General features: G+C 66.2%; 25 protein-coding genes. 16 read left to right on the top strand and 9 right to left on the bottom strand.

Going from position 1 to position 26,179, the window contains the following annotated elements:
- The first annotated feature begins 50 nt into the window (after window positions 1-50).
- The 3 genes from ACI0FO_RS13190 (at window position 51) to ACI0FO_RS13180 (ending at window position 3,669) form a co-directional block, all read left to right on the top strand.
- On the top strand, window positions 51-1,391 hold the full coding sequence (locus ACI0FO_RS13190; protein WP_416027253.1) for an ABC transporter substrate-binding protein: 1,341 nt from the start codon (window positions 51-53) through the stop codon (window positions 1,389-1,391).
- 60 nt (window positions 1,392-1,451) lie between these two features.
- A complete protein-coding gene (locus tag ACI0FO_RS13185) occupies window positions 1,452-2,318 on the top strand; it encodes an ABC transporter ATP-binding protein (RefSeq protein WP_416027252.1) in 867 nt (288 codons plus the stop codon).
- A gap of 82 nt (window positions 2,319-2,400) precedes the next feature.
- Entirely contained in the window at window positions 2,401-3,669 is a 1,269-nt protein-coding gene (locus ACI0FO_RS13180) for a phenylacetate--CoA ligase family protein (RefSeq protein ID WP_416027250.1), read from the top strand.
- A 7-nt stretch (window positions 3,670-3,676) separates the two neighbouring features.
- Here the strand turns inward: ACI0FO_RS13180 and ACI0FO_RS13175 are convergent, their stop codons facing one another.
- The 4 genes from ACI0FO_RS13175 to ACI0FO_RS13160 are packed head-to-tail and all read right to left on the bottom strand — an operon-like array spanning window position 3,677 to window position 6,127.
- A complete protein-coding gene (locus ACI0FO_RS13175) occupies window positions 3,677-4,924 on the bottom strand; it encodes an NAD(P)/FAD-dependent oxidoreductase (RefSeq protein ID WP_416027248.1) in 1,248 nt (415 codons plus the stop codon).
- A gap of 18 nt (window positions 4,925-4,942) precedes the next feature.
- Window positions 4,943-5,362 carry a DUF6691 family protein gene (locus tag ACI0FO_RS13170; protein ID WP_416027247.1) on the bottom strand — a complete coding sequence of 140 codons (420 nt, stop codon included), beginning with the start codon at window positions 5,360-5,362 and terminating at the stop codon, window positions 4,943-4,945.
- A 1-nt stretch (window position 5,363) separates the two neighbouring features.
- The gene (locus tag ACI0FO_RS13165) at window positions 5,364-5,795 is read right to left on the bottom strand and encodes a YeeE/YedE family protein (RefSeq protein ID WP_416027245.1); all 432 of its coding nucleotides are present in this window, start codon (window positions 5,793-5,795) and stop codon (window positions 5,364-5,366) included.
- Window positions 5,792-6,127 (bottom strand): ArsR/SmtB family transcription factor, encoded by a 336-nt coding sequence (locus ACI0FO_RS13160; RefSeq protein WP_416027243.1) that lies wholly within the window; start codon window positions 6,125-6,127, stop codon window positions 5,792-5,794. Before ACI0FO_RS13160 ends, ACI0FO_RS13165 begins: the two co-directional genes overlap by 4 nt.
- A gap of 99 nt (window positions 6,128-6,226) precedes the next feature.
- Between ACI0FO_RS13160 and ACI0FO_RS13155 the strand changes: the two genes are divergently transcribed.
- The 4 genes from ACI0FO_RS13155 to ACI0FO_RS13140 all read left to right on the top strand — a co-directional run bounded on the left by ACI0FO_RS13155 (window position 6,227) and on the right by ACI0FO_RS13140 (window position 9,567).
- The gene (locus tag ACI0FO_RS13155) at window positions 6,227-7,081 is read left to right on the top strand and encodes an MBL fold metallo-hydrolase (protein WP_416027241.1); all 855 of its coding nucleotides are present in this window, start codon (window positions 6,227-6,229) and stop codon (window positions 7,079-7,081) included.
- Between the two features lie 86 nt (window positions 7,082-7,167).
- Complete coding sequence (gene pap / locus ACI0FO_RS13150; protein WP_416027239.1) at window positions 7,168-8,634, top strand: polyphosphate:AMP phosphotransferase; 1,467 nt, start codon at window positions 7,168-7,170, stop codon at window positions 8,632-8,634.
- Window positions 8,635-8,656: 22 nt separating this feature from the next.
- Window positions 8,657-9,106 carry a GNAT family N-acetyltransferase gene (locus ACI0FO_RS13145; RefSeq protein ID WP_416027237.1) on the top strand — a complete coding sequence of 150 codons (450 nt, stop codon included), beginning with the start codon at window positions 8,657-8,659 and terminating at the stop codon, window positions 9,104-9,106.
- Window positions 9,103-9,567 carry an HIT family protein gene (locus ACI0FO_RS13140; RefSeq protein ID WP_416027235.1) on the top strand — a complete coding sequence of 155 codons (465 nt, stop codon included), beginning with the start codon at window positions 9,103-9,105 and terminating at the stop codon, window positions 9,565-9,567. The genes ACI0FO_RS13145 and ACI0FO_RS13140 overlap by 4 nt, the downstream gene beginning before the upstream one ends.
- Before the next feature lie 52 nt (window positions 9,568-9,619).
- Here the strand turns inward: ACI0FO_RS13140 and ACI0FO_RS13135 are convergent, their stop codons facing one another.
- Together ACI0FO_RS13135 and ACI0FO_RS13130 are read right to left on the bottom strand one after the other, a co-directional pair.
- On the bottom strand, window positions 9,620-10,774 hold the full coding sequence (locus ACI0FO_RS13135) for a glycosyltransferase (RefSeq protein ID WP_416027234.1): 1,155 nt from the start codon (window positions 10,772-10,774) through the stop codon (window positions 9,620-9,622).
- The gene (locus ACI0FO_RS13130) at window positions 10,755-11,147 is read right to left on the bottom strand and encodes a hydrogenase (RefSeq protein ID WP_416027232.1); all 393 of its coding nucleotides are present in this window, start codon (window positions 11,145-11,147) and stop codon (window positions 10,755-10,757) included. The genes ACI0FO_RS13135 and ACI0FO_RS13130 overlap by 20 nt, the downstream gene beginning before the upstream one ends.
- A gap of 344 nt (window positions 11,148-11,491) precedes the next feature.
- Between ACI0FO_RS13130 and nhaA the strand changes: the two genes are divergently transcribed.
- Window positions 11,492-12,709, top strand: coding sequence for a Na+/H+ antiporter NhaA (gene nhaA / locus ACI0FO_RS13125; RefSeq protein WP_416027230.1), 1,218 nt, complete (start codon window positions 11,492-11,494; stop codon window positions 12,707-12,709).
- Here nhaA and ACI0FO_RS13120 read toward each other — a convergent pair.
- Window positions 12,706-13,416 carry an N-acetylmuramoyl-L-alanine amidase family protein gene (locus ACI0FO_RS13120; RefSeq protein WP_416027228.1) on the bottom strand — a complete coding sequence of 237 codons (711 nt, stop codon included), beginning with the start codon at window positions 13,414-13,416 and terminating at the stop codon, window positions 12,706-12,708. The two genes, nhaA and ACI0FO_RS13120, sit on opposite strands and share 4 nt — an antisense overlap.
- Before the next feature lie 272 nt (window positions 13,417-13,688).
- Between ACI0FO_RS13120 and tenA the strand changes: the two genes are divergently transcribed.
- The 4 genes from tenA to ACI0FO_RS13100 all read left to right on the top strand — a co-directional run bounded on the left by tenA (window position 13,689) and on the right by ACI0FO_RS13100 (window position 18,560).
- Window positions 13,689-14,351 carry a thiaminase II gene (gene tenA, locus ACI0FO_RS13115; protein WP_416027226.1) on the top strand — a complete coding sequence of 221 codons (663 nt, stop codon included), beginning with the start codon at window positions 13,689-13,691 and terminating at the stop codon, window positions 14,349-14,351.
- A gap of 53 nt (window positions 14,352-14,404) precedes the next feature.
- Window positions 14,405-15,166, top strand: a complete 762-nt coding sequence (locus ACI0FO_RS13110; protein ID WP_416027224.1) for a uracil-DNA glycosylase — start codon at window positions 14,405-14,407, stop codon at window positions 15,164-15,166.
- 279 nt (window positions 15,167-15,445) lie between these two features.
- Window positions 15,446-17,245, top strand: a complete 1,800-nt coding sequence (locus ACI0FO_RS13105) for a DEAD/DEAH box helicase (RefSeq protein WP_416027223.1) — start codon at window positions 15,446-15,448, stop codon at window positions 17,243-17,245.
- Between the two features lie 106 nt (window positions 17,246-17,351).
- Complete coding sequence (locus tag ACI0FO_RS13100) at window positions 17,352-18,560, top strand: class I SAM-dependent methyltransferase (RefSeq protein WP_416027221.1); 1,209 nt, start codon at window positions 17,352-17,354, stop codon at window positions 18,558-18,560.
- A gap of 30 nt (window positions 18,561-18,590) precedes the next feature.
- Here the strand turns inward: ACI0FO_RS13100 and ACI0FO_RS13095 are convergent, their stop codons facing one another.
- Complete coding sequence (locus tag ACI0FO_RS13095; protein WP_416027220.1) at window positions 18,591-19,685, bottom strand: CCA tRNA nucleotidyltransferase; 1,095 nt, start codon at window positions 19,683-19,685, stop codon at window positions 18,591-18,593.
- Window positions 19,682-21,811: a lytic transglycosylase domain-containing protein gene (locus ACI0FO_RS13090; RefSeq protein ID WP_416027219.1), complete on the bottom strand. Its 2,130-nt coding sequence runs from the start codon at window positions 21,809-21,811 to the stop codon at window positions 19,682-19,684. The genes ACI0FO_RS13095 and ACI0FO_RS13090 overlap by 4 nt, the downstream gene beginning before the upstream one ends.
- A 189-nt stretch (window positions 21,812-22,000) precedes the next feature.
- On the opposite strand from ACI0FO_RS13090, the gene ACI0FO_RS13085 reads away from it, so the two are divergent.
- The 4 genes from ACI0FO_RS13085 (at window position 22,001) to ACI0FO_RS13070 (ending at window position 26,179) form a co-directional block, all read left to right on the top strand.
- Window positions 22,001-22,675, top strand: coding sequence for a 5-formyltetrahydrofolate cyclo-ligase (locus tag ACI0FO_RS13085; protein ID WP_416027218.1), 675 nt, complete (start codon window positions 22,001-22,003; stop codon window positions 22,673-22,675).
- 243 nt (window positions 22,676-22,918) lie between these two features.
- Window positions 22,919-24,349, top strand: a complete 1,431-nt coding sequence (locus ACI0FO_RS13080) for a circularly permuted type 2 ATP-grasp protein (protein ID WP_416027216.1) — start codon at window positions 22,919-22,921, stop codon at window positions 24,347-24,349.
- 2 nt (window positions 24,350-24,351) lie between these two features.
- Complete coding sequence (locus ACI0FO_RS13075) at window positions 24,352-25,362, top strand: alpha-E domain-containing protein (RefSeq protein ID WP_416027214.1); 1,011 nt, start codon at window positions 24,352-24,354, stop codon at window positions 25,360-25,362.
- Between the two features lie 13 nt (window positions 25,363-25,375).
- A complete protein-coding gene (locus ACI0FO_RS13070) occupies window positions 25,376-26,179 on the top strand; it encodes a transglutaminase family protein (protein WP_416027212.1) in 804 nt (267 codons plus the stop codon).

Raw genomic sequence — 26,179 nt, 5'->3', positions numbered from 1 at the left:
CAATCCCGGTGTCCCAGGGTTTATTGCCCCAAACACCACGCAGGAGGTAAATGGAGATGAAGCGTCTTAACCTGAAGTTGGCGGCAGCCCTGGTGGCCGCAGCCGGCGCCATCGGCGCCGTGGCCACGCCGGCAATGGCGGCCGAAGAGCAGTTCGTTCCGTTGCTGGTGTACCGCACCGGGTCGTTCGCGCCGCTGGGCATTCCGTGGGCCGATGGCAAGCTGGATTACCTGAAGCTGGTCAACGAGCGCGACGGCGGCGTCAACGGCGTCAAGATCACGTATGAAGAATGCGAGACCGCCTACGCCACCGACCGCGGCGTGGAATGCTATGAACGCCTGAAGGGCAAGGGCACGGGGGCCTCGGGCTTCGACACCCAGTCCACCGGCATCACATTCGCGGTCAGCGACAAGGCCATGGTCGACAAGGTGCCCGTCGAAACGATGGGCTACGGCCTGTCGCAATCGGTCGATGGCAGCGTGTTCGAATGGAACTTCCCCCTCTTGGGCACATACTGGACCGCGGCCGACGTGATGATCCAGGACATCGCCAAGAAAGAAGGCGGCATGGATAAGCTCAAGGGCAAGAAGATCGCCCTGGTCTACCACGACTCGCCCTATGGCAAGGAACCGATTCCGCTGCTGCAGAAGCGCGCCGCCAAGGAAGGCTTCGAACTGGTGCTGTATCCGGTGACCGCGCCGGGCGTCGAGCAAAAGTCCACCTGGCTGCAAATCCGCCAGGCACGCCCGGCCTATGTGCTGCTGTGGAGCGCGGGCATCATGACGCCCACCGCCATCCGCGAAGCGCAGGCCAGCGGCTACCCGCGCGACAAGATGTACGCCATCTGGTGGGCGGGCTCCGAAGGCGACGTGAAAGACCTGGGCGATGTCGCCAAGGGCTACAACGCCATCACCGTGCACAACAGCGGCGCCGAGCACGACAAGGTCTATGACGACCTGAAGAAGTTCGTCTACGACAAGGGCCAGGGCTCGGACAAGACGGCCAAGAACACGCTGGGCACCATCGCCCACACGCGCGGCATGATGATCTCGATGCTGCAAGTGGAAGCGATCCGCACGGCGCAAGAGAAGTACGGCAAGGGCAAGGCATTGACGCCCGAGCAGGTCCGCTGGGGCTTCGAGAACCTGAACCTGACGCAAGAGAAACTGGACAAGCTGGGCTTTGGCCAGATCATGCGCCCGGTCAAGACTTCGTGCAGCAACCACAAGGGCGACGATTGGGCCCGCATCGTGCAGTGGGACGGCGCCAAGTTCAAGGTTGCCTCCGACTGGTACCAGGCCGACAAGACCATCCTGGACCCGATGGTCAAGGATGCCGCGGCCAAGTACGCCAAGGAAAAGAACATCACGCCCCGCACTTGCGAGAACTGATGTGAACCGGCGGCGGGCGCCTTTGCCGGCGCCCGCCGCCACCACGCCGCAGGAATCGTCATGACCGCTGCAACAATTGCCGCCTCTACCGCTGCACCCGCCGCTTCCCCCGCCGCCGACGCGCCCAAGGTGCTGCTCGACGTGAACGGGATCGAGGTGATCTACAACCACGTCATCCTGGTGCTCAAGGGCGTGTCCCTGCAAGTGCCCGAAGGCAAGATCGTGGCGTTGCTGGGCGCCAACGGCGCAGGCAAGACCACCACGTTGCGCGCCATCTCGAACTTGCTCAAGGGCGAGCGCGGCGACGTTACCAAGGGCCATATTCAATACCGCGGCCAGCGCATCGAAAGGCTGTCCCCGTCGGAACTGGTCAAGCGCGGCGTCGTGCAGGTGATGGAAGGCCGGCATTGCTTCGCCCACCTCACCATCGAAGAAAACCTGCTGACCGGCGCCTACACCCGCAGCATGAGCCGCGGCGACACCGCTGCCGCGCTGGAGCGCGTCTACCAGTATTTCCCGCGTCTGAAGCAGCGCCGCAGCAGCCAGTCCGGCTATACGTCGGGCGGCGAACAACAGATGACTGCCATCGGCCGCGCCCTGATGGCCAACCCCAACATGATCCTGCTGGACGAACCCTCCATGGGCCTGGCCCCGCAGATCGTGGAAGAAATTTTCGAGATCGTGCGCGACCTGAACCAGCGCGAACGCGTGAGCTTCCTGCTGGCCGAGCAGAACACCAACATCGCGCTGCGGTATGCCGACTACGGCTACATCCTGGAAAACGGGCGCGTGATGATGGACGGCGCCGCGCTGGACCTGGCCCAGAACGAGGACGTGAAAGAGTTCTATCTGGGTATTTCCAGCGGCGAAAGAAAGAGTTTCCGCGACAACAAGTTCTATCGCCGCCGCAAACGCTGGCTGGCCTGATTCCTGGAGCGGCAGCGCCGGTGTGGACCGGCGCCCGGCCGGCAACGACACCGCAGTAAGGCACACGAGAGGGTGCGATCCCATGTCCGAGTTTTTCGATGTTCTGGAAACCCGAGCGCCCGAGCAACGCGAGCGCGAGCTGATGGCCGCGTTGCCCGGCGCGATCACACGGGCGATGGCGCGCGCGCCGGCGATCGCCGAGCAGCTTCGCGGCATTGACCCCGCCACCATCACGTCGCGCGCGGCGCTGGCCCGGCTGCCCGTGCTGCGCAAGCACGAACTGCTGGAACGCCAGCAGCACAGCCGTGACGATGCGACGACACCCGCCGGCCCCGGCAAGGCCTTTGGCGGTTTCTCGGCGATCGGCTGGGGCGAAGCGATGCGCGTCTTCGCCTCGCCCGGCCCTATCTACGAACCGGAAAGCGTGCGCGCCGACTACTGGCGCTTCGCGCGCGCCCTGTACGCGGCGGGCTTTCGCGCCGGCGAACTGGCGTACAACTGCTTTTCCTACCACTTCACACCGGCCGGCTCCATGATGGAGACGGCGGCGCATGCCGTGGGATGCACGGTCTTTCCCGGCGGCACGGGCCAGACCGAACAGCAGGTGCGCGCCATCCAGGACCTTGCGCCCAGCGGCTACACGGGTACGCCCAGCTTCCTGAAAATCATCCTGGAGAAATCCGACGAGCTGGGCGTGAAGCTGGATTCGCTGCGGCGCGCGCTGGTGTCCGGCGAGGCCTTCCCGCCATCGTTGCGCGACTGGCTGGCGGCCCGTGGCATCGAAGGCTACCAGGCCTACGGCAGCGCCGACCTGGGCATGATTGCCTTCGAGACGCCCGCCCGCCAAGGGCTGGTGCTGGGCGAAGACATCATCGTCGAAATCGTGCGCCCCGGCACCGGCGAACCCGTGCCCGACGGCGAAGTCGGCGAAGTGGTCGTCACCACCTTGAACCCCGACTATCCGCTGGTGCGATTCGGCACCGGCGACCTGTCGGCGGTCATGCCGGGCATCTCGCCTTGCGGGCGCACCAACACGCGCATCAAGGGCTGGATGGGCCGCGCCGACCAGACCACCAAGGTGCGCGGCATGTTCGTGCATCCGTCGCAAGTCGCCGACGTGGTGCGGCGCCATCCTGAAATCCTGCGCGCGCGCCTGGTCATCAGCGGCACCACCGGATCGGACCGCATGGTGCTGAAGGTGGATGCGCGCGTGCGCGGCGAAGACCTGTCCCAGCGCATCGCCGAATCGGTGCGCGACGTGACCAAGCTGCGCGCCGACGTGGAATGGGTGGACGCCGACGGCCTGCCGAATGACGGCAAAGTCATCGACGACGTGCGCACCTACGAGTAGCGCGCGCTTAATTGCCCAGCGGCCGCGCCAACCATTCGCGGCCACGCAGCATGCCGTTCCAGTAGATCCACGGCAGTAGCGTGGCCTTCAGGAACCAGGCGCTCTTGCGGGGCACGGTCGGGTCCAGCGGGAACGTAGGCAGCAGTTTTCCGCCATAGCCGAACTCGGCCAGCACGATACGGCCACGCTCGACCGTCAACGGGCATGAGCCATAGCCGTCGTAGGTGACCGGCATGGCGTGGCCTTCGCGCACGGCGATCAGATTTTCGGCCACGGTGACGATCTGCTTGCGCGCGGCGGCCGCCGTCTTGGCATTGCTGGTGCTGATGCCGTCGCCCAGGCCAAACACATTGTCGAAACGCACGTGACGCAAGGTGCCGGGGTCAACCTCGCACCAGCCTGCCACATCCGCCAGCGCGCTGTCGCGCACCACGTCGTGCGGCACTTGCGGCGGCACCGCATGCAGCATGCCGAACGACTTCTCCACGCGGGACACGGCGCCATCGGCGCCCTTCCTGTCGAACCAGGCCTTGCCGGCCGGGCCGTCCACCGCCACCAACGTAGAGTTGAAGGCCAGATCGATGCCATAGCTTTCAACGTAGCGCATCAGCGGCGGCACAAATGCCGGCACGCCGAACAGCGCCGCGCCTGCCAGGTCGAATTCGACCTGCATGCGACCCAGCACGCCAGTACGACGCCAATGGTCGCAGGCCAGGTACATGGCCTTTTGCGGCGCGCCCGCGCATTTGATCGGCATGGCGGGCTGGGTGAACAGCGCCTGCCCCTCTTTCATCGACCACACCGACTCCCAGGTGTAGGGCGCCAGATCGTAGCGGTAGTTGGACGTGACCCCGTGTTTGCCCAGCGCATCGGACAGGCCGTCGATCTTGTCCCAGGCCAGCCGCAAGCCGGGGCACACAATCAACTGCTGGTAGGTCACACCGCGGCCGTCCGCCAGCCGTACCCGGTTCGATTGCGGTTCGAATCCCGCTGCCGACGCGTGCAGCCACGTGGCGCGCGACGGCATCACCGAGCGGGTCGGGCGCACGGTCTTTTTCACATCGAACGCGCCGCCGCCCACCAGCGTCCACGCGGGCTGGTAGTAGTGATTGTCGCTGGGTTCGATCACGGCGATGCGCAAGTCCGGCCGGCGCCGCAGCAGGCTGGCGGTTACGCCGATGCCGGCCGCGCCCCCGCCCACCACCACCACGTCGAAATCGGCGGACGCCTGTGCTGCTGACTGTGCTTGGGGCATGTCTGTCTCCGCGCCGGTCTACCGGCTGTTGAAGTGTTCGAACGCCGAGAATACCCCCATGCCGGCCAACATCGCGGCCACGAAGATCAGCGCCTCGGTCACGCCCGCCGAAGCGGCCACGAGCGCGGGGCCCGGACAAAACCCCGCCAGCCCCCAGCCCGCGCCGAACGCCAGGCTGCCAGCGGCCAGACGCAAGTCGATGCGGGTGGCCGTGGGCCAGCGCATCGGTTCGCCGGACGCACTGGCGCGGCGGCGGCGCAGCACGGCAAAGCCTGCCGTCGTGACCAGCACCGCGCCGCCCATCACGAACCCCAGCGACGGATCCCAGTCGCCGGCAATATCCAGGAAGCCCAGCACCTTGGCGGGGTCGGCCATGCCCGACACGATCAGGCCCAGCCCAAAGACGAGGCCCGATGCAAAGGCAATCAACGCACCCATGTCAGCCCCCCGCCAGATGCCGCACGGCGTACACGGTGGCGAACCCCGCGGCCATGAACAGGGCCGTCGCCGCGAAAGACCGCCGCGACCCGCGCGACAGGCCACAGACACCGTGGCCGCTGGTGCAGCCCGATGCGAAACGGGTGCCAATGCCCACCAGCAGGCCGGCGACGATCAGGCGCGGCGTGCCCGCGTCCACGGTGACCGCCGGCAGCGCCGCCCCCAGTTGGTACAGCCAGGGCGACGCGCACAGGCCCAACAGGAACGCCACGCGCCACAGGCTGTCGCGCTGCGGTGGCAGCAAGCCGCCAAGAATGCCGCTAATGCCTGCGATGCGCCCGGCGCCCGCCATCAGCAGCACGGCGGCGGCGCCGATCAGCAAGCCGCCCGCCGTGGCGGGCGCGGGAGTGAAGGCCGCCCAGTCCAGGCTCACGCGAGTGACTCCAAGGCGCGGCCGCAGTACAAACTGGATAACGTCTTCATGACCTGGCTGACTTCAAAACTGGCCATCTGGTAGTACACGTACTTGCCGTCGCGGCGCGTCGTCACCAGCCCTTCGTCGCGCAGCACGCCCAGTTGCTGGGACAAGGTTGGTTGGCGGATGCCCGTCAGCGATTCCAGTTCACCGACATTGCGTTCTTGCTGTACCAGTTGGCACAACAGCAGCAAGCGGTCTTCGTTGGCCAGCGCTTTGAGCAGCGCGCAAGCCTGAGCGGCGGATTCCCGCAAGACGGCAAGTTCGCAATCAGTCAGGGCGGCATTCATAAGGCGGATCGACAGAAGGACATGAACGGATCATTATATTGACGGATAAATTATCAAACAATATTATTTAAATATATATATTGTTATTAGCGGGCGGCCATGAATCCCAACGTACAAGCCTTCTTCGATCCCGTCACCGCCACGGTCACTTACGTTGTGCACGATGGCAGCGTCTGCGCGATCGTCGATTCGGTGTTGGACTACGACCCCAAGTCCGGACGCAGCAGCACCACCAGCGCCGACCGCGTGGCGGCCTATGTGGGCGAGCAAGGGCTGACCGTCCAATGGCTGCTTGAAACGCATGCCCATGCCGACCACCTGTCCGCCGCCCCTTACCTGCAACGACAGTTGGGCGGTGTCATCGCCATCGGGCAGAGCATCCGCACCGTGCAGGGCGTGTTCAAGCAGATTTTCAACCTGGAGCCGGAATTCCAGCTGGACGGCTCGCAGTTCGGCCATCTGTTCGCCGATGGCGAGACCTTTCGCATCGGCGCGCTGGAAGCCACCGCGATCCACGTGCCGGGACACACGCCGGCCGATATGGCCTATCTGGTCGGCGACGCCGCGTTCGTGGGCGACACGATGTTCATGCCGGACGTGGGCACCGCGCGCTGCGACTTTCCCGGTGGCGACGCACACCAGTTGTACCGGTCGATCCAGCGGCTGCTGCGCCTGCCCGGCGGCACGCGGCTCTTCATGTGCCACGACTACCCGCCACCGACGCGCGAGGCCCATTGGCAGACCTCGGTGACCGAACAGCGGGCCGCCAACATCCACATTCATGACGGCATCAGCGAAGCCGACTTCGTTGCGATGCGCACCCGGCGCGACGCCACCCTCTCCATGCCCACTTTGATCCTGCCCGCCATCCAGGTGAATATCCGGGCGGGCCATTTTCCGGCGCCGGAAGACAATGGCGTGCGTTACCTGAAAATCCCCATCGACGCGCTCTGACCAGAGACCGCCCGCCGCACTTGCGCGCCGGGCGCTTATCCCGCAAGATCGGCCGATCTACCGATTGCCGATCAGACGGATCTCCCATGTTCGCAGAAGCCGAAAAAGACCCCAGCCTTTCCAAAGAGGAATTCAAGCCGCTGGAAGCGAGGCTGCGCGTGGCCCTGCTCAATGCGCAATACCGGCGTCTTGAACAAGCGGACAAGACGCTGCTGATCGTAGTCGCCGGGATCGATGGCGCCGGCAAGGGCGCCACGGTCAACCTGCTGAACGAATGGATGGACCCGCGCCACATCAAGACACTGGCATACGGCCCGCCCGAAGGCGAAGAGCAAGACCGCCCGCCGTTCTGGCGCTATTGGAAAGACCTGCCGCCCAAGGGCAGCACCGGCATCGTATTCGGTTCCTGGTATGCGCCGCTGATCATCGAAGCCGCCCGCAAGAAGCCTGATCACGAGGCCATCGAAGCGCGCGCCGCCGCGATCCGCCGCTTCGAGGCGATGCTGGCCGCGGAGGGCGTGCAGATCATCAAACTGTGGTTCCACCTGTCGGCAAAGGCGCAAAAGGACCGTGCGCAACGGCTCCTGGCCAGCCCCGAGACATCCTGGCAAGTCAGTCCCGTCGACTTGAAGGTCTACAAGAAATACGACCGCATCCGCGCGGGCGGCCAGGTCGTGGTGAACCATACCGACAGCGGCCACGCGCCCTGGGTGATCATCCCCAGCGCCGACGAGAACCTGCGTTCCGCCCGCACCGCGGAAGCCGTGCTGACCGCGATGCGCCAGCGCGGCGTGCCCCGCATCCCGCAGTCGTTCATGGCGCATTCCGCGCCTGCCCGCATCGTGGACCGTCTGGGTGAACTGGATTACGACGCCCGCGTCGACAAAGGCGACTACGAGTCCGAACTTGGCTTGCTGCAAGGCCGGCTGGCGCGTGCGGCCCGATCCAGGAAATTCCAGGACCGCTCCCTGGTGCTGGTGTTCGAGGGACAGGACGCGGCAGGCAAGGGCGGCGCCATCCGGCGCGTGACCCACGCGCTGGACGCGCGGCAGTTCGACATCACCCCCGTGGCCGCGCCAAACAGCTACGAGCTGTCGCGCCCCTACCTGTGGCGCTTCTGGCGCCAACTGCCGCGCCACGGCCGCGTCGCGATCTTCGACCGCTCGTGGTACGGCCGCGTGCTGGTCGAACGGGTCGAGAAGCTGACCGCGCCCGCCCACTGGCGCCGCGCGTATGCCGAGATCAACGACTTCGAGGGACAACTCGCGGCAAGCGGCGCGATCGTCCTGAAATTCTGGCTGGCCGTGACGGCCGACGTGCAGTTGGAGCGCTTCAAAGAGCGCGAGAAATCGCCTTTCAAGAATTTCAAGATTACGCCCGACGACTGGCGCAACCGCGACAAATGGAAGGAATACGCGGCGGCGGCCAACGAGATGCTGGCCCGCACCGATGTCGCGCACGCACCGTGGCATCTGGTGTCCGCCAACGACAAGCGCTACGCTCGCCTGCAAGTGCTGCGACACGTCGTCGAAGCGATGGAAAATCAACTCTGAACATCACAGGAGGCCCTGCGCCATGAGCACCGCCGAAATCCGCCCCGTCGTCGCCGCCGACTTCGAAGTCTGGCTGCCCTTGTGGAAGGGCTATCAGGACTTCTACCGCGTCAACATCGACGACGCCGTCACCCGCAACACCTGGGCCCGTTTCCTGGACCCTGCCGAACCCATGCACGCGGCGCTTGCCTATGAAAGCGGCCGGGCTGTCGGCATGGTGCACTGGATTTTCCACCGGTCCACCTGGACTGCGGGCGACTACTGCTATCTGCAAGACCTGTACGTGGACCCCGACGTGCGCGGCACGGGCGCGGGCCGCAAGCTGATCGAACACGTCTACGCCCAAGCCGCGGCCAACAATTGCGCCCGGGTGTACTGGCTGACCCACGAAACCAACGCGACCGCGATGCAGTTGTACGACCGCATCGCGGACCGCTCCGGCTTCATTCAGTATCGCAAGGTGCTGGCTTGAGCGCGCGCGACCCTGACTGTCCCCTGTGCCAGGAAGACGGCGGCACGCTGCTGTGGCGCGGTCCGCACTTGCGTGTGATCGAAGTCGCCGACGCCGACTATCCCGGCTTCACGCGCGTCGTGTGGAACGCCCATCTGGCGGAAATGACCAGCCTGTCCACGCATGGGCGCGACCTGCTGATGCGCGCCGTGTACGCGGTGGAAGAAGCGCAGCAGGCCGTGCTGGCGCCAGACAAGATCAATCTGGCTTCGCTGGGCAACATGGTGCCGCACCTGCATTGGCATGTCATTCCACGTTGGCGCGGCGACCGCCATTTTCCCGATCCGATCTGGGCGGCGCCTCGTGTCGCGGCGGGATCGGAGCCCGCCGAATGGCACGACCGGCAGGCACGCACGAATGCCCTGCTGCCGCGCTACCGCAATCGCGTGATCGAAGCGATGAACGCGTTGCTCATGCATTGAACGCCGGGAACCCCGGCCTTCAATGCTGGCCCCGGGGCCAGCGGATCCGGCCTTAGCCCATACGCGCGGGCCGGCGTCGCTCGGCCAGCCAGTGCGTGTAGGCATCTTCCACCAGCCCTGCGGAGCGTTCGGCGGAAAACAGGCCTTGGCCCCGAATTCGTTCACGGCCCGCGTCGCCCATTCTGCGGCGCATGGCCGGGTCCGCCAGCAACGTCTCCAGCGCGGCGGCCAGCGCGGCAGGATCGCGCGGCGGCACCAGCAACCCGGTCACGCCGGCCTGCATGGTTTCCGGCACCCCTCCGACTTCCGTGCCGATGACGGGCACGCCCATCGCCGCCGCTTCGATGAACACGGTGCCCAGGGCCTCGCGATGCGTCGGCAAGGCGAACACGTCCAGGGCCATCATCACATTGCCGATATCCTGCCTGCGGCCGGTGAAATGCACCCGGTCCGCCAATCCTAGCGCCGATGCCTTCGCGCGCAGTTGATCGAACAGCGGCATGCCGTCGCCCACCAGGACCAGGTGCGCCGACGGATAGCGGGCGGACACTTGGTGGAATGCGTCGATCAGGTCGCAATGCCCTTTTTCGGTCCGCATCACGGCGACGCAGCCCACCACCAGCGCGTCCGGCGGCAGGCCCAGTTCACGGCGCACGCATGCGTCTTCGCGTACATGCGGCAATACGATCGGGGAGTGGATCGTGGCGACCGACTCTGGCCGCGCCCCACCGTCCAGCAATTGCTTTCGCACGTAGCGGCTGACGGCGATGACCCGATGCGCCAGCCAGGTATAGGCATAGAGGGAATTGATGGGTTTGGCCAGATGACGCGTGCGCACGATCAAGGACGTGCCGGCCAGGCGCGCGGCCATGGCGGCCAGCACGGTGTCACGGCGGCTGTGGGTGTTCAACACGTCGAAGCGCCCCTGCCGCAGCAGGCGCCGCACGAACGCCACGCCGCGCACGAAGTTGCCGGCGCCGTCCATGACGATGCGGTGGACGGTGAACCCGGCCTCGGCCAGACGGTCTCCCAGCTCTGCCCCGGGCTGGCAGACCAGCTCAAGGTGATGGCCGCGGTCGCGCATGGCGATCATCTCTTTATAAATGCAGAATTCCTGCCCGCCGAAAGACGTGGCCGCCTCGGTGTGCAAAATGCGCAGACGGGCGCCGGCGCGGCCAGCGTGCGGTTCAGCGGGAGTATGCGTCATGCGAAGGATCCTCTGCGGCGTTGAAATTGTTCCAACTGCGGTTCTGCAGCAGCAGGTAGGCTTCGAGATAAGCGACGTCGTCCGGCGCCAACGGCGCGGCGGGCTGCGGCCCGCCCCCTGGTGCGCGCTCGGCCGCCGTCAGCTGGCGGCCCGCCCACACGCGGATCCCGCCGCTGCGCGAAAGGTCAAAGCGCGCCCCCTCGCGTTGCCACGTCAAAAGGCGCATGCTGGGCCTCAGCTGCTTGAGCTGATAGCTGCCATGCGAAGGCTGGCAGGCGGGGACGTCCAACGACGTTCCCACGTCGACCAGACGGCTCGTGGCGCCGGGCTTAGCGGGCGTGTAGATCAAGACGGATAGGGAAGGCAGGGTCATGTGCTAGCCGTTGTCGCCAAGCGTCGTCGCTAGCCACGAACTGGTCAAAATTAAGGCAGAAAGCGGAAGGCAAAACGCGCAAGAAAATGCGCCTTCTTGAATTTCTAGAAATATTTATTTACGCAAAAAGGCACCGTACTCCGAAATTTAATCGAAGCGCCTGGAGGGTGTCATCTGTACTTACCGCAATCGACGCCTGGGCGCCGTATCGCTATCCACCGTTTTTCGCCACAATTGCGGGAAAATGGCCGACGTTCGGCCGCATAAATCCGTCCCTTATATTTTATTCAGCTAAAATTCAGGATCAGTCCGCCATGTTAACAAAATATGACTAAGGAGGCCCAGTGAACCAGCAGGTTCCGCCCCATTCCCGTCCCCCCTCATTCCTTCAGGCGTTCCTGCAATCCGAAGCCCTGGGCGGCTACGTGCTCATGGCCGCCGCCCTGGCCGCGCTGATCATCGCCAACAGTGCGGCCGCGCCGCTCTACTCCGATGTGCTGGGAACCAAGCTGGGCTTCCAGGCCGGTCCCGTTGTGCTCAAGGAAACCGTGCTGCACTGGATCAACGACGGTCTGATGGCCGTGTTCTTCCTGCTGGTGGGGTTGGAAATCAAGCGCGAAGTGCTGGACGGCCAATTGCGCGGCGCCGCGCGCATCATCCTGCCCGGCATCGCCGCCCTGGGCGGCATGGCGGCGCCAGCGCTGATCTACGTGCTGATCAACCTGGGCAGCCCCGACACCCTGCGCGGCTGGGCCATCCCCGCAGCCACCGACATCGCCTTCGCGCTGGGCATCCTGGCGCTGCTGGGCAGCCGCGTGCCGACGTCACTGAAGATCTTCCTGACCGCGTTGGCGATCCTGGACGATCTGGGCGCCATCATCATCATCGCGCTGTTCTATACCTCGCAATTGAATGTCTTTGCGCTGGTCATGGCCGGCGCCTTGCTGGCTTGCCTGTTCTGCCTGAACCGCGCGGGCGTGCTGCGGCTGACCCCGTACCTGGTGATCGGCGCCGTGCTGTGGTATTTCGTGCTGAAGTCCGGCGTGCATGCCACCCTGGCCGGCGTGGCGCTAGCGCTAACGATTCCGCTGCGGCCGCGCAACGCGGGCAAGCCGGAGGCACATTCGCCGTTGCATGACCTGGAACACGTCTTGCACAAGCCCGTGGCCCTGCTCATCGTGCCCATCTTCGGCTTTGCCAACGCCGGCGTGTCGTTTGCCGGCATGGGCTTGGCCAGCCTGACGCAACCCGTGCCGCTGGGCGTGGCGCTGGGCTTGTTCCTGGGCAAGCAGTTGGGCGTGTTCGGCTTTGCCTGGTTGGCCATCAAAACAGGCGTCGCCAGCCTGCCCCGCCATGCCTCGTTCACGCAGCTATACGGCGTGGCGCTGCTGTGCGGCATCGGTTTCACCATGAGCCTCTTCATTGGCGCGTTGGCCTTCACCGATGCGGCTACGGTGGACGCCACCAAGATCGGCGTGCTGACAGGATCACTTGCCTCGGCAGTGATCGGCTTCCTGCTGCTGCGCATGAGCAGTCCGCCGGCAGAACCCGCGTTGAGCTAGGGCTGCTGGCAGGTGCGGGCCCCGTGTGCGATCGCCCGCGCGGCCCGTTGAATGACTTCAGGGCGGGCCAACCGGCGTTCCTCGTCCGGATTCACGATCACGCCCACCTCCACCAATACGGCAGGCATGGGCGCCGTCTTCAGCACGGCCAAGCCGTCGAAGCGGTGCACGCCCAGGCGGCTGTCTATCAAGGGCCGGTTTTCGCCGGCGATCGGCTCCGCGTGATACAGCGAGGGCTTTTCCCCGGCTGCGATCAGCGCCTCGGCAATGGCGCGGGCGCAGCGCAGGCTCTGCGCATACTTGGGATTGCGTTCGGACACGAACACGGCGAAGCCCGCGAACTCGCGCTGACGGCCCGCGTCGATGTACTGCTGCTGCATCGAATCGTGGTGAATCGACACGAAAAGATCCGCCGTTGGCGCCACCCATGACCGCTTGCCCAGTTCCACTTCCGCGCCATTGGCCGCCACCTGGGTCACGCGGTCGCCGGCGGCGCGTAGATCTGCTGCCACCAGATTGCTGACATCCAGGTTGTACAGGTATTCCACCCGCCCGCTAGCACCCGTCGCGCCCGGCCGCCTGAGCGTGTGCCCCGTATCCACCACGATATGCGCCGCCTGGGCGGGCGCCCCCGCCAGCAGAACGCCCGCGCACAACGCCACGCGGACCGCCGCTCCCGAAAAACACTGGATGAAATCTGCTGCCACGACGCTGACCGCCTGCAAGAAGAAAAGGCGTCTGGAAGGGTCCAGCCGCCGCAACGGGTCAGATATTACCGGCAAGCCGCGGTCGGATCGGCGGCCTGGCCCGACCGCACGGACGGGGTTGCCGGCAAATCGGGCGGGCCCGCGAATTGCGCATCCGCGAAGCAGACATGGTAAAGAAGGTTCGTGGTCTGCCACGGGAAGGTTCGTGATCAGCCACGGCGGGTACAAGCAAGCACCGCGCGTAATAACCGCATGCAAATACAAGGAATCCCATGTCTTTCAGTTCTGACGCGTGGGCGCGCAACGCCGCGCTCTACGAAAAAACGCGCGACATGCCGTTCAACCAGGCGTTGGCCAGCGGCCAGCTCGACGAGAACGCATTCAAGCACTACATGATCCAGGACGCGCACTACCTGGTCGCATTCGGGCGCGCGCTGGCGATCGCGGCCGCCAAAGCCGATGACGCCGACGGCGTGGTGCAGTTCGCGGATGCGGCCAAAGGCGCCGTCGTGGCCGAACGTTCACTGCATGCGGGCTTCATGAAGCAATTCGGCATCGACGCCGCCACCTTCGAGGCCACGCCGCTGACGCCCGCCAGCCACCACTACACCAGCTTCCTGATCGCCACCGCCTGGAGCGCGCCGTATCCGGTGGCGCTGGCGGCGCTGCTGCCGTGCTTCTGGATCTACGCCGAGATCGGCCGCGATATCCACGCGCATGCGGTGCGCCCCAATCCCTATGCGGCATGGATCGACACGTATGCCGGCGATGACTTCCATGCGTTGGTGCGGGCCGTGATCGCCTCGGTGGACCGCGCCGCCGAAACCGCCTCGGCGCACACCCTCGAAGCCATGCATCAGGCCTACACGCACGCCGCCCAGCTGGAATGGATGTTCTGGGATTCGGCCCACCGGCAGGCGGGTTGGCCGGTCTGATTCCGGCGGCGGGCCGCGTGTTCCGTCGGGCCGGCTATGCCAAAATCGCGCCCATGCCGATCGATAACCGCCTCGTTCCCCACGCCCTTGCCGCCCAGACGGCGCAACTACCCGACGCCTGGGCCGCCGCTTTCGCGCACAGCGCCGTCGCCGACGCGCTGGCCGCGATAACCGCCCACGTCGAACAACGCCTGACCGAGGGCGCCAGCGTCTATCCCGCCACGCCGTTCCGGGCGCTGCACGGGCTGGCGCCGTGCGATGTGCGCGTCGTGATCTTGGGACAAGACCCGTACCACGGCCCCGGCCAAGCCCAGGGCCTGGCGTTCTCGGTGCCCGACGACTGCAAGCGCCCGCCCAGCCTGCGCAACATCTTCAACGAGATCGCGCAGGAATTCCCCGGCACGCCGGTGCCACAAGGCAACGACCTGAGCCCGTGGGCGGACCAGGGCGTGCTGCTGCTGAACACCGCGCTGACCGTGGAAGATGGGTTGCCCGCTTCGCACGCCAAACGCGGCTGGGAAACCGTAACCGACGCGCTGATTACGCTGGTCGCCCGCGACCCCTCGCCCAAGGCCTTCCTGCTGTGGGGCGCCCATGCGCAAGCCAAACGGTCGTTGCTTCCCGACAACAGCGGGCATCTGGTTCTGATGTCCAACCATCCCTCGCCGCTTTCCGCCCGCAGGCCGCCGGTGCCGTTTCTAGGTTGCGGCCACTTCCGGGCGACCAACGACTGGCTGGTGGACCAAGGGAAAAACCCTATTGATTGGGGACTGGACAAAAAAATAATTCCCCTGCAAGGCGAATTCGGGTTATGATCCTCGCACTGCACAAAAAGAGTTCGGCATTTACCGCCTTGATTTAGCGGAATTTTTTGCAGTCTGCCGGGCAGCCTACGCCCCGGCCCCATGCCGAACTATCATCGATTCCTGACCTCCTTTCCTTTCGCCCTGCGTTCCACTCTGTATACGAGAACGCGCCACGCGCACGGTTGATTCGGTCGGCACGATGCTCCATCAACCGTCGCCTGGATCCGGCCGCCTAATCCCCTGGCCCGACCAAGCACTGCGTCGCATTGATTGCGGCAAGGGAAAGTAATGTCTTTCGAAAACCTGGGTCTTGCACCCGCTCTGTTGTCGGCCGTTCAAGAAGCTGGCTTCAGCACCCCCACCCCCGTCCAAGCCGCTGCCATTCCGCAAGCGCTGGCCGGCCACGACCTGATGGTGTCCGCGCAAACGGGTAGCGGCAAGACCGCCGCCTTCATGCTGCCGGCCCTGCACCGCATTGCCCAGATGCCCGCCAATAAAGGCGTCGGCGTGCAAGTGCTGGTCCTGACCCCGACCCGCGAATTGGCCCTGCAAGTCACCGAAGCGACCGATATGTATGGCCGCAAGCTGGCTGACCTGCGCACGGCAACCGTCGTGGGCGGCATGCCTTACGGCGCGCAACTGAAGGCACTGTCGCGCCGCGTTGACGTGCTGGTCGCCACCCCCGGCCGCCTGATCGACCACCTGCAATCGGGCCGCGTCAAGCTGAACACCGTGCACACGCTGGTGCTGGACGAAGCCGACCGCATGCTGGACATGGGCTTCATCGAGGATATCGAAACCATCATCAGCCGCCTGCCGGAAGACCGCCAGACGCTGCTGTTCTCGGCCACGCTGGACGGCACGATCGCCAAGCTGGCTGCGAAAATGATGCGCGACCCGCAACGCATCGAATTGGCCGGCGCCAAGGAAAAGCACACCAACATCACGCAAAGCCTGCTGTACGCGGACGATGCCAGCCACAAGATGCAGCTGCTGGATCACGTGCTGCGCGACGCCAAGCTGGACCAAGCCATTGTCTTCACGTCGACCAAGCGCGGCGCCGATGACCTGGCCGACCGCCTGGCCGACCAAGGTTTTGCCGCCGCTGCCCTGCACGGCGACATGAACCAGCGCCAACGTACCCGCACGCTGTCGCAACTGCAACGCGGCCAGCTGCGCATCCTGGTTGCCACCGACGTGGCCGCCCGCGGCATCGACGTGCAAGGCATCAGCCACGCCGTCAACTTCGACCTGCCGATGCAAGCCGAAGACTACGTGCACCGTATCGGCCGTACCGGCCGCGCCGGCCGCAGCGGTCTGGCGTTCACGCTGGCAACGCACTCCGAGCGCCACAAGGTCCGCCGTATCGAGCACTACATCGGCCAATCGATCACGCCTGAAGTGATCGCCGGCCTGGAACCGAAGCGCACGCCGCGTCCGTCCGCAGGTGGCAGCGGCGCCCCGCGCGGCGGCAAGCCGTTCGGCAAGCGTCCTGGTGGTTTCGGTGGTTCGCGCCATGAAGGCGGCGGCTACCAAGGCAACCGTGACGGCGCACCGCGTGAAGGTCGTTCGTTCGCCCCTCGTGACGGCGCCCCGCGTGGCGAGTTCAAGCCGCGTGAAGGTGGTTACCAAGGCAACCGCGACAGCGCACCGCGCGAAGGCGGCTACCAAGGCAATCGTCCTTTCGGCGACCGCCCGGCACGTTCGTTCAGCGACCGCCCCAGCTTCGGTGATCGTCCGCAGCGCGAAGGCGGCTACCAGGGCAATCGTCCCTTCGGCGACCGTCCCCCGCGTGAAGGCGGCTTCCGTGGCGGCGACCGCGATGCACGCCCCAGCTTCGGCGGTGATCGCCCCAGCTTTGGCGACCGCCCCCAGCGCGACGCCCGTCCGTTCAGCGAGCGCGCTCCCCGTGACGCCCGTCCGAGCTTCGGCGATCGCCCCAGCTTCGGCGACCGTCCGCAACGCGAAGGCGGCTTCCGCGGCGGTGATCGTCCGGAAGGCGGTTTCCGTGGCGCCAAGCCCTCGTTCGACAAGCGCCCCGGCGGCCCCGCCAAGCGCTTTGCCAAGCCGGCTGACCGCCGCGGCTAATTCGCCCGCTTGACCCCCAACAAACCCCGCGCCCGTCGCGGGGTTTGTGTTTTCAGGGTGGCAAATGCGCGCAGCGTGACCGTTCTTTTTTTGGGAAAATGCGGCTATGACCACGCCTTCTTCGACCATGCAACGCCCCGCCCCCGCCAATCTTCCCCCGCTGTCCGATTCCGCCCAGAAACACCGCGATGCCACCGCCGCGCACCTGCGCGCAGCCATCGCGGCCAACGGCGGCTGGCTGCCGTTCGACCACTGGATGGCAGAGGCCCTGTATGCGCCGGGCCTGGGCTATTACGCTGCCGGGAACGTCAAGCTGGCCGAGGCGGGAGACGACGCCAAGACGCCTGCCGGCGACTTCGTCACCGCGCCGCAATTGACGCCGTTGTTCGCCCGCACGATCGCCCGCCAGGCGGCCCAGGTGCTGACCCAGACGCAAACGCAGGCCGTGCTGGAATTTGGCGCGGGCACGGGCGCGCTGGCCGAAGGCGTGCTGCGCGAGCTTGACGCGCTGGGCCTGCCCCAGACGCAATACCTGATTTTGGAAGTGTCCGCCGACCTGCGCGCCCGCCAGGCGGCACGGTTGGCGCCTTTCGGCGACCGCGTGCGATGGCTGGACGCGCTGCCCCATGCGTTCGCCGGTTGCGTGCTGGCCAACGAAGTGCTGGACGCCATGCCCGTATCGCTGTTCTCGTGGGATGCGGCGGGCGCCGTGCAGGAACGCGGCGTGGCGCTGGATGCGAACGGCGGCTTCGTCTGGGCAGACCGGCCCGCCTCGCCCGCGCTGGCGTCCGCCGTTGCCGCGCGCATGCCGGCGCTGCCCGGCTACGTGTCGGAAATCAATCTGCAAGGCGAGGCCTGGATCGCCGCGATGGGCAGCTGGCTGGAACGCGGCGCGGCGCTACTGGTGGATTACGGTTTTCCGCGCAGCGAGTACTACCATCCGCAGCGCGCGGGCGGTACGCTCATGTGCCACTTGCGGCACCACGCGCACGGCGATCCCTTCGCGGCCCCGGGCTTGCAGGACATCACCGCGCATGTGGATTTCACCGCCATGGCCGATGCGGCGCTGGAACACGGACTGCAGGTGCTGGGCTATACGTCGCAGGCCCGCTTCCTGATGAACGCCGGGCTGATGGACCTGCTGGCGCAACTGGATCCGTCGGACGCCCAGCAGTACGCGCAGGCCGTGGCGCCCGTGCAGAAACTGTTGTCGGAAGCCGAAATGGGCGAACTCTTCAAGGTGCTGGCCGTGGGCCGCGGCATGACGGCGCCCCTGACGGGGTTCTCGCGCGGCGACCGGTTGGGAAAGCTGTAACCGCGGATTCGTGCCGCCGGGCGGGCGGTTTCAGCCTGCCCGAAGCTGGTCCAGCCGTGCCTGGCGCACGCTGTCCTTGATGCGGGCGGGATCGCCCGCACAAGCCCGGGCGATGGCGCCAGCGTCCACGCCGCGCGCGGCATCCGCCCGCGCCCGCCACGCCGCCATGTCTACTGGCCGCAACACCGAAGCCGTTTTCAACAGATCGAAAAACCGCTCGGGCTTTCGCAGCGCGTCCGCACGTTCCATCAGCGCCAGCTGTGCGTCCGGGCCGCCCGTTTCGGCCGCATCCAGACCCGTCAGCACGTCGGGCAGCAAGCGCGCGTAGTCATTGCATTCGGTGGGCACGCGCATGCGCCGGCCCAGCGCGTCGCGTTCGGGCGTCAGCCGGCACAGCAGGGCGTAGCGCCCCGCCAACGACAACGACAACGCCGCGGCGCGGTCCACGTCGGCGCCAACGACGTCCGCCCCTTGCAGTTCGGGCATCACGCGGGCCAGCGCACCGGAATCTTGCAGCACGCCCAACATTCGCGACGGCTTCTTCGCCATCAGGCCGCGCGACAGTTCCTTCCAGACCCGTTCGGCCACCAGCGCGTCGGCCTCGCCGGCTTCGACCATGCGGCGGCATAGCGCCAGCGTTTCGGGCGCGACGGTGAAATCATCGAAGCGCGCGGCGAACCGGCCCAACCGCAAAATGCGTACTGGATCTTCCTGGAACGCGTCGCCCACGTGGCGGAACACGCGCGCGCGCACATCGGCCTCGCCGCCCAGCGGGTCGACGCGCTGGCCGTCCTGGGTCTGGGCGATCGCGTTGACGGTCAGGTCGCGGCGGCGCAGGTCTTCTTCCAGCGTCACGTCGGCGCCGGTGTAGAACGTAAACCCCCTGTAGCCGCGGCCGGACTTGCGCTCGGTGCGCGCCAGCGCGTATTCCTCTTTGGTCCGCGGATGCAGGAACACCGGAAAATCGCCGCCGACGGGGATGAAACCACGCCGCACCATCTCTTCCGGCGTGGCGCCGACCACGACCCAGTCGTGGTCGCCCGGCGGCAGGCCGAGCAGCGCGTCGCGTACCGCCCCGCCCACGATATAGGCCTGCAAACCGTGGATGGCCGGGTCTTGCGTCATGGGATCGCCGTGCTCTCGGCGCCCAGCGGCACGATGTTGCCCAGACGTTCCTTCAGGGACTGCGACTGCCCGCTGAACATCGCCGCGTAATAGACGGCGTTGGACATCACGTTCTTCACGTAGGTGCGGGTTTCATTGAAGGGAATGGTCTCGGCGAAGATGGCGCCTTCGACGGGATGCGTGAAGGTCGAACGCCAATTGTGCGGCCGCCGCGGGCCGGCGTTGTAACCTGCGCTGGCCAGCATCTGCGACCCGTTCAGGTCGCGCAGCACCATGTTCAGGTAGTTGGTGCCCAGCACGGTGTTGGTGTCAAAGTCGTTCACGCTGGACGGCGTGAAATCCGTCATGCCGATCTTGCCCGCGACCCATTTGGCGGTGGCCGGCATCAGTTGCATCAGGCCGGAGGCGCCCACGTGCGAGCGCGCGTCCATGATGAAGCGCGATTCCTGGCGGATCAGGCCGTAGACCCAGGCCGGGTCCAGCGCGATGGCGTTGGCCTTGGCCGTGACGCGGCCTTCGAACGGCGCGATGAAGCGTTGGCTGAAATCGAATTCCTTTTCCGTGCGGTCGGACGTGTTGACCACGCGGTCGTAGATGTTCTCGGCGCGGGCCAGTTCGGCGGCGGCGATCAGTTGGCGGTCGGTCATGCCGCGCAACGTGAAGTTCCATTCGGGCACGGCTTCGCCACGCCAGCCCAGGCGGAACAGCTGCACGGCGCGTTGCAGGCCGGGATTGGCGCGGGCCTCGGCGATCTCGCGGTCGCTGACGGGCGCGGGGCGCGGCGGCACGTCGATGCGGCGGCCCAGTTCCTCGGCGGACAACTGGCCGTAGAAATCGAAACGGTCGGCGATGCTGGCGTACAGGGCGTTGGCTTGGTCCTTGCGGCCGGTCGCGGCCAGGCCGCGCGCTTTCCAGTACACCCATGACGGGTCGTTGCGCTGCGAAGCGGGCATCTCGTCAATGGACTCGATCACCCACTTCCAGTCGATCTTCGCTTGGCGCAGCGCGGCGCGCACCTTCCAGCCGGCGTTGTATTCCGTCATGCGGATGTGGCCGGCTTCGTGATACCAGTCGTCGGCGCGGCTATCCAGCTTCAAGGCCGCCATCAACGCGTACTGGCCGCGCACCCAGGCCAGGTTCGGCTTGGACATGGACTTGGCCCATTCGCGGCGCAGATAGGAATCGGCCACGCTGACGTCCGAACGCGCCAGGCGGGCCAGCGCGATGGTCACGAGTTCTTTCTCGTTGCGGCCCACCGGCATACGGTCTTGCCGGGTCAGCCACTTCATCGGGTCCTTCATCAGGACGTCGTAGGTTTTCAGGTCGCGCGGCTCGAACATGTATTGGACGAGTTTGCGCGCGTCCGTTGTCTTGTCGGCTTCGATGGCGTCGCGCAGTTGCGGCTCAAGTTGTTCCCAACCCAGGATGCCGTCGGCCACCAGCTGGTCGTATAGCGCCCAGCAGGCGCTGCCTGGCGCGAACACCGCCGTGGCCTGCGCCGCCGTGGCGCGCTGGCCGGTCATGTGCTTGGCGTCCAGGATGGCGCATTCGATCTGGGCGTTGCTGTTCTTCACGGGCGCCAGTTTGCGCACGGTTTCGAAGTCGCCGCTGCGGGCCGCGGCCAGCAGCCAGTCGCCACGCAGGCGATCGGCCAGATAGGCGTCGCTGTTGCTGCTGATGAAGCGCTGCAGATCAGCCGTGGGACGGCCACCGGCGGGCGGGGTCCAGAGTTGATAGCGCAGCAGCCAATATTCCGGGTACATGCCCAGCGTGTCGGACTTGGCCTGGGGTACCAGCATGCCCAGCACGGACCACTGCTTGCGGTTCATGGCTTCACGCGCGGCCACCACGGCGGCCAATGCCGGGGTATCGGCGGTGGGCGGCAGGCCCGCCAGCACGGCGGGCGGGACCGCGATAACGGGCTGCGCTGCCTGGACGGCGGGTTGCGGCTGCGGATTGACGGAGGCGCTGCGCTGTTGCGCATCGACGGGGGCACAGGCGGCGGTGAACAAGGCCAGCAACGGCAGCCAGCGGCGCAGGCCGGAACGGGGGTCCGGCGCGACGGCGCCGCGGGGGGATTTCCCGCCGGTTTTCTGATACCGTCGGGCTTGCAGAATCTGAGTCATGCCGTGTCCCTCATTTGCCGTCATACAGCGGCCTTGCTCGCCAGCATGCCGACGACGCGCGTGCCAGATTCCCGTGCGCCAGAGTCCCGTGCGCCACAGTCCCGCGTGCCAGGCTCTCGCTTGCCAGATTCCCGCATGCCCGATTCCAGCATGTTCGCCTTCATTGTCCACCCCCATCACAGCCACTGCATGACTACGCAAAATACACCAGAGGATACCGCAGTCCAGCACCGCACGCGATTGCGGAAACTGCGTGCCGAAATGCCCGAAGACCAGCGCAGCCGGGGTGGGCTGCTGATGCGCGCACGCCTGTTCACATGGCTGAATGTGGCGCGTGACGAAGCGGCCCGCGCCGGCCGCCCCGCCCCCGCCACCGTGGCCGCTTTCTGGCCCATGGCGGACGAACCCGATCTGCGCCCGCTGCTGTCGCAATGGGTGGAAAACGGGGTCGCCGTGGCGCTGCCGGTGGTGCGTGAACGCAACGCCCCGCTGGCCTTCCTGCCGTGGACGCCTGACGCCGAACTGCGCGCCGGCCCGTATGGCATCCAGGAGCCGGTGGCGGGCGCCGACGTGCTGCCCGACGTCGTCCTGGTGCCGACGCTTGGTTACACGGAACAGGGCGACCGCCTGGGCTACGGCGGCGGTTACTACGACCGCACCCTGGCGGCCCTGCGCGAACGCGGCCATCCGTTTATTACGATCGGCATCGCCTGGAGCTGCGGCGAACTGGACGCCGACTATGCCCCGGCCGCGCACGACTTCCCGCTGGATGCCGTGCTGACGCAGGACGGCTGGGTGCCGCATGCGCCGCTGGAACAAGGCGGCGCCAGCGGCACCACACTGCATACGTATCGGATGAACTGACGCACCAGAGCGGCCCGGCAGCGCGCACCAATCAGGTGCATGCCGCGCTGCGGACACATTACGCGCGACGGGGGATGGTGTTTCGGCGCCCTTGGGAGGATATTGTGCCCAAGGCGGCCGCCTGCCGAAAAGCTGGCACGGGGGTTGCTTATTCATTTAGACCGGCCACGCATCGGCCGGGTAATGACCGTGTGCGAGGCCGCCGCCTGCCGGCTGGCCGCCGCACCCAGCATCGGAGGAGCCATGAAGGACAGATCATCCCGTCCAGCCGCTTTTGACGAAATGCGCGACAGCGCCGGCGGCATACGCTCCCAATACCAGGCCTTCGAGCGCTGGCACCAAGAGCAATCGGCCGAAGCCATGGCCGTGCGACGGCTCGAGGCAGACCTGAGTTTCCGCCGCGTCGGCATCACCTTTTCGGTTGCCGGCGACGCCGCCGGCACCGAGCGCCTGATTCCATTCGACCTGATCCCCCGGATCATCCCCGCCGACGAATGGCGCCACCTGGAGGCCGGCCTGAAGCAGCGCGTGCGCGCGCTGAACATGTTCATCCACGACATCTACCATGGCCACGACATCGTGCGCGCCGGCATCGTGCCGGCCGAACAGGTGTTCCTGAACGCGCAGTACCGCCCCGAAATGCAGGACGTGGACGTCGCCGAAGACATCTACTGCCACATCGCCGGCGTGGATATCGTGCGCGCGGGCGCGGGCGAGTTCTACGTGTTGGAAGACAACCTGCGCGTGCCCTCCGGTGTGTCCTACATGCTTGAGAACCGCAAGATGTCGATGCGGCTGATGCCGGATGCGTTCAGCCGGATCAAGGTCGAGCCGGTGGCGCACTATCCCGACCTGCTGCTGGACAACCTGCGCGAAGTCGCGCCGCATGGCGGAGATGATCCCACCGTGGTGGTGCTGACGCCCGGCATGTATAACTCGGCCTACTTCGAACACGCCTTCCTGGCCCAGCAAATGGGGGTGGAACTGGTGGAAGGCCAGGACCTGTTCGTGGAACAGAACACCGTGTACATGCGCACCACTCAAGGTCCGCGCAAGGTGGACGTGATCTACCGCCGGCTGGACGACGACTTCCTGGACCCCTTGTCATTCCGCGCTGATTCGGCGCTGGGCGTGCCCGGCCTGCTGTCGGTGTACCGGGCCGGCCGCGTCACGCTTGCCAACGCCATCGGCACCGGCATCGCCGACGACAAATCCACGTATCTGTACGTGCCGGACATGATCCGGTTCTATCTCAGCGAAGAGCCCATCCTGTCGAACGTGCCCACCTGGCGTTGCGGCCGGCCGGATGAACTGTCCCATGTGCTGGCGAACATGCACGAGCTGGTGGTGAAGGAGGTGCACGGCGCGGGCGGCTACGGCATGCTGGTGGGCCCATCGTCCACCCGCGCCGAAGTCGACGCGTTCAAGGACCGCGTGCGCGCCAACCCCGCCAACTACATCGCACAGCCCACGCTGGCGCTGTCCACCATCCCTACCTATGTCGAGTCCGGCGTGGCGCCGCGGCATGTCGACCTGCGCCCCTACGTGCTGTGCGGCAAGGATATCCGCACCGTTCCCGGCGGCCTGTGCCGCGTGGCGTTGACCGAAGGCTCGCTGGTGGTCAACAGCAGCCAGGGCGGCGGCACCAAAGACACCTGGGTTCTGGAGGACTGACCATGCTGAGCCGAACCGCCGACAACCTGTTCTGGATGTGCCGCTACACCGAACGCGCCGAGAACACCGCGCGCATGCTGGACGTGAACCTGCAAATGTCGCTACTGCCGCAAGACCCGCAGACGCGCGAGGGTTCGTGGCTGGGCGTCCTGCGCATTTCCGAGCTGCAGGGTCTGTACCAGAGCAAATACGCCGCCATCTCGCCCCACGACGTGTTGCAGTACATGGTGCGCGACCCCGAAAACCCATCGTCCATCTATTCGTGCATGCGGGCCGCCCGTGAAAACGCGCGCGCGGTGCGCGGCAGCCTGACGACCGAAGTCTGGGAAACCTACAACACCACCTGGCTTGAACTGCTGAAGCACCTGCACACCGGCTTGCTGGAGCGGAATCCGGGCGAGTTCTTCGAATGGGTGAAGTTCCGCTCGCACCTGGCGCGCGGCGTCACCATCGGCACCATGCTGGAGGACGAAGCGCTGTACTTCCTGCGCATCGGCATGCATCTGGAACGGGCCGACAACACCGCACGGATGCTGGACGTGAAGTTCCATGAACGGGATGGCAACGGCGCGCAGGGCGCATCCCAAAACGGATCGCAGAACGGCGCGCAGGAAATGCGCACCGAGCCCACTGGCACCGCTGCGCTGCAAAGCGAGTTCTACCGATGGTCCGCGCTGCTGAGTTCGGTGTCGGGGCTGGAGATCTACCGCAAGGTGTACCGCGACGTGATCACGCCCGACCGCGTCGCCGAACTGCTGATCCTGCACGGCGACATGCCGCGTTCACTGTTGGCGTCGATGCGAGCGGTGGCTGACGACCTGGCGCGCGTCTCCAACCAGCGCTCGACCGAAACCGAACGCCGTGCCGGCATGCTGTGCGCCGAACTGCAGTACGGCCGCGTCGAGGACATTCTGGATAGCGGGCTGCACCAATACCTGGACCACTTCCTGGACCGCATTAACGACCTGGGCAACCGGATCAGCCAGGACTTCCTGGTCCCGCTGTCGGCATAACTCGGAGACAGCCATGAAACAGTTCATCACCCACGTCACCCACTACCGATACACCGCGCCGGTCACCTACAGCATCCAGACCTTGCGCCTGACGCCCCGCGACGACGAGCACCAGCGCGTGCTGCGCTGGCACATCGAAGCACCCGGCGCGCTGGAAAAGCAGGTGGACGCCTACGGCAACATCACCCACACGCTGACCCTGAATCGCGCCCATACCGACATCGAACTGCGCGTGGTCGGGCAGGTGCAGGTGGCGCCGCTTACGCGCGGCGTGCTGGGCGGCGAAGACAGCCGCTTGCCGGTACACGCCTATTGCGTTCAAACGCCACTGACGCAAGCCGACGACACGATCATGGCCTTCGTGCGCGAAGTCTTGCCCAACGGCCTTCGCACGCCGGACGACATCCTGGCGCTAGCCAACGCCATCAGCGACCGGGTGGCCTATGAGCCCGGCACCACGGACGTCACCACGGCGGCCAACCAGGTGCTGGCCATGGGGCACGGCGTCTGCCAGGACCATGCCCACCTGTTCCTGGCTTGCGTGCGCGGCCTGGGCGTGCCCGCCCGCTACGTCAGCGGCTACGTGTACACAACGTCGGAACACTCGGCCAGCCACGCCTGGGCCGACGTCTGGCTGGCCGACATCGGCTGGACCAGCGTCGACATCACCAACCGCCAATTCGCCTCGGACAGCCACTGCCGCCTGGCCGTGGCGCGCGACTATGATTCGGCGTCGCCGATCCGCGGCGTGCGTAGCGGCGGCGGCGAGGAATCCATGGAGATCAGCGTGCAGGTCCAGACTTCCGGACAGCAATAA

It is taken from the genome of Achromobacter marplatensis, from assembly GCF_049060505.1.
Classification (GTDB): Bacteria; Pseudomonadota; Gammaproteobacteria; order Burkholderiales; family Burkholderiaceae_B; genus Achromobacter; species Achromobacter marplatensis_A.
The sequence above is the reverse complement of the archived record's forward strand: the minus strand, read 5'-3'. Positions and strand labels throughout refer to the sequence as shown.

Excerpts from the sequence above, each read along its gene's own strand:
- ACI0FO_RS13180 (WP_416027250.1), top strand. The coding sequence starts at position 2,401 with ATGTCCGAGTTTTTCGATGTTCTGGAAACCCGAGCGCCCGAGCAACGC.
- ACI0FO_RS13155 (WP_416027241.1), top strand. The coding sequence starts at position 6,227 with ATGAATCCCAACGTACAAGCCTTCTTCGATCCCGTCACCGCCACGGTC.
- ACI0FO_RS13085 (WP_416027218.1), top strand. The coding sequence starts at position 22,001 with ATGACTACGCAAAATACACCAGAGGATACCGCAGTCCAGCACCGCACG.
- ACI0FO_RS13090 (WP_416027219.1), bottom strand. The coding sequence starts at position 21,811 with ATGACTCAGATTCTGCAAGCCCGACGGTATCAGAAAACCGGCGGGAAA.
- ACI0FO_RS13135 (WP_416027234.1), bottom strand. The coding sequence starts at position 10,774 with ATGACGCATACTCCCGCTGAACCGCACGCTGGCCGCGCCGGCGCCCGT.
- ACI0FO_RS13160 (WP_416027243.1), bottom strand. The coding sequence starts at position 6,127 with ATGAATGCCGCCCTGACTGATTGCGAACTTGCCGTCTTGCGGGAATCC.
- ACI0FO_RS13175 (WP_416027248.1), bottom strand. The coding sequence starts at position 4,924 with ATGCCCCAAGCACAGTCAGCAGCACAGGCGTCCGCCGATTTCGACGTG.
- ACI0FO_RS13100 (WP_416027221.1), top strand. The coding sequence starts at position 17,352 with ATGACCACGCCTTCTTCGACCATGCAACGCCCCGCCCCCGCCAATCTT.
- ACI0FO_RS13075 (WP_416027214.1), top strand. The coding sequence starts at position 24,352 with ATGCTGAGCCGAACCGCCGACAACCTGTTCTGGATGTGCCGCTACACC.
- ACI0FO_RS13190 (WP_416027253.1), top strand. The coding sequence starts at position 51 with ATGGAGATGAAGCGTCTTAACCTGAAGTTGGCGGCAGCCCTGGTGGCC.
- ACI0FO_RS13130 (WP_416027232.1), bottom strand. The coding sequence starts at position 11,147 with ATGACCCTGCCTTCCCTATCCGTCTTGATCTACACGCCCGCTAAGCCC.
- ACI0FO_RS13070 (WP_416027212.1), top strand. The coding sequence starts at position 25,376 with ATGAAACAGTTCATCACCCACGTCACCCACTACCGATACACCGCGCCG.
- ACI0FO_RS13170 (WP_416027247.1), bottom strand. The coding sequence starts at position 5,362 with ATGGGTGCGTTGATTGCCTTTGCATCGGGCCTCGTCTTTGGGCTGGGC.
- ACI0FO_RS13095 (WP_416027220.1), bottom strand. The coding sequence starts at position 19,685 with ATGACGCAAGACCCGGCCATCCACGGTTTGCAGGCCTATATCGTGGGC.
- ACI0FO_RS13110 (WP_416027224.1), top strand. The coding sequence starts at position 14,405 with ATGCCGATCGATAACCGCCTCGTTCCCCACGCCCTTGCCGCCCAGACG.
- ACI0FO_RS13080 (WP_416027216.1), top strand. The coding sequence starts at position 22,919 with ATGAAGGACAGATCATCCCGTCCAGCCGCTTTTGACGAAATGCGCGAC.
- ACI0FO_RS13145 (WP_416027237.1), top strand. The coding sequence starts at position 8,657 with ATGAGCACCGCCGAAATCCGCCCCGTCGTCGCCGCCGACTTCGAAGTC.
- ACI0FO_RS13105 (WP_416027223.1), top strand. The coding sequence starts at position 15,446 with ATGTCTTTCGAAAACCTGGGTCTTGCACCCGCTCTGTTGTCGGCCGTT.
- ACI0FO_RS13185 (WP_416027252.1), top strand. The coding sequence starts at position 1,452 with ATGACCGCTGCAACAATTGCCGCCTCTACCGCTGCACCCGCCGCTTCC.
- pap (WP_416027239.1), top strand. The coding sequence starts at position 7,168 with ATGTTCGCAGAAGCCGAAAAAGACCCCAGCCTTTCCAAAGAGGAATTC.
- tenA (WP_416027226.1), top strand. The coding sequence starts at position 13,689 with ATGTCTTTCAGTTCTGACGCGTGGGCGCGCAACGCCGCGCTCTACGAA.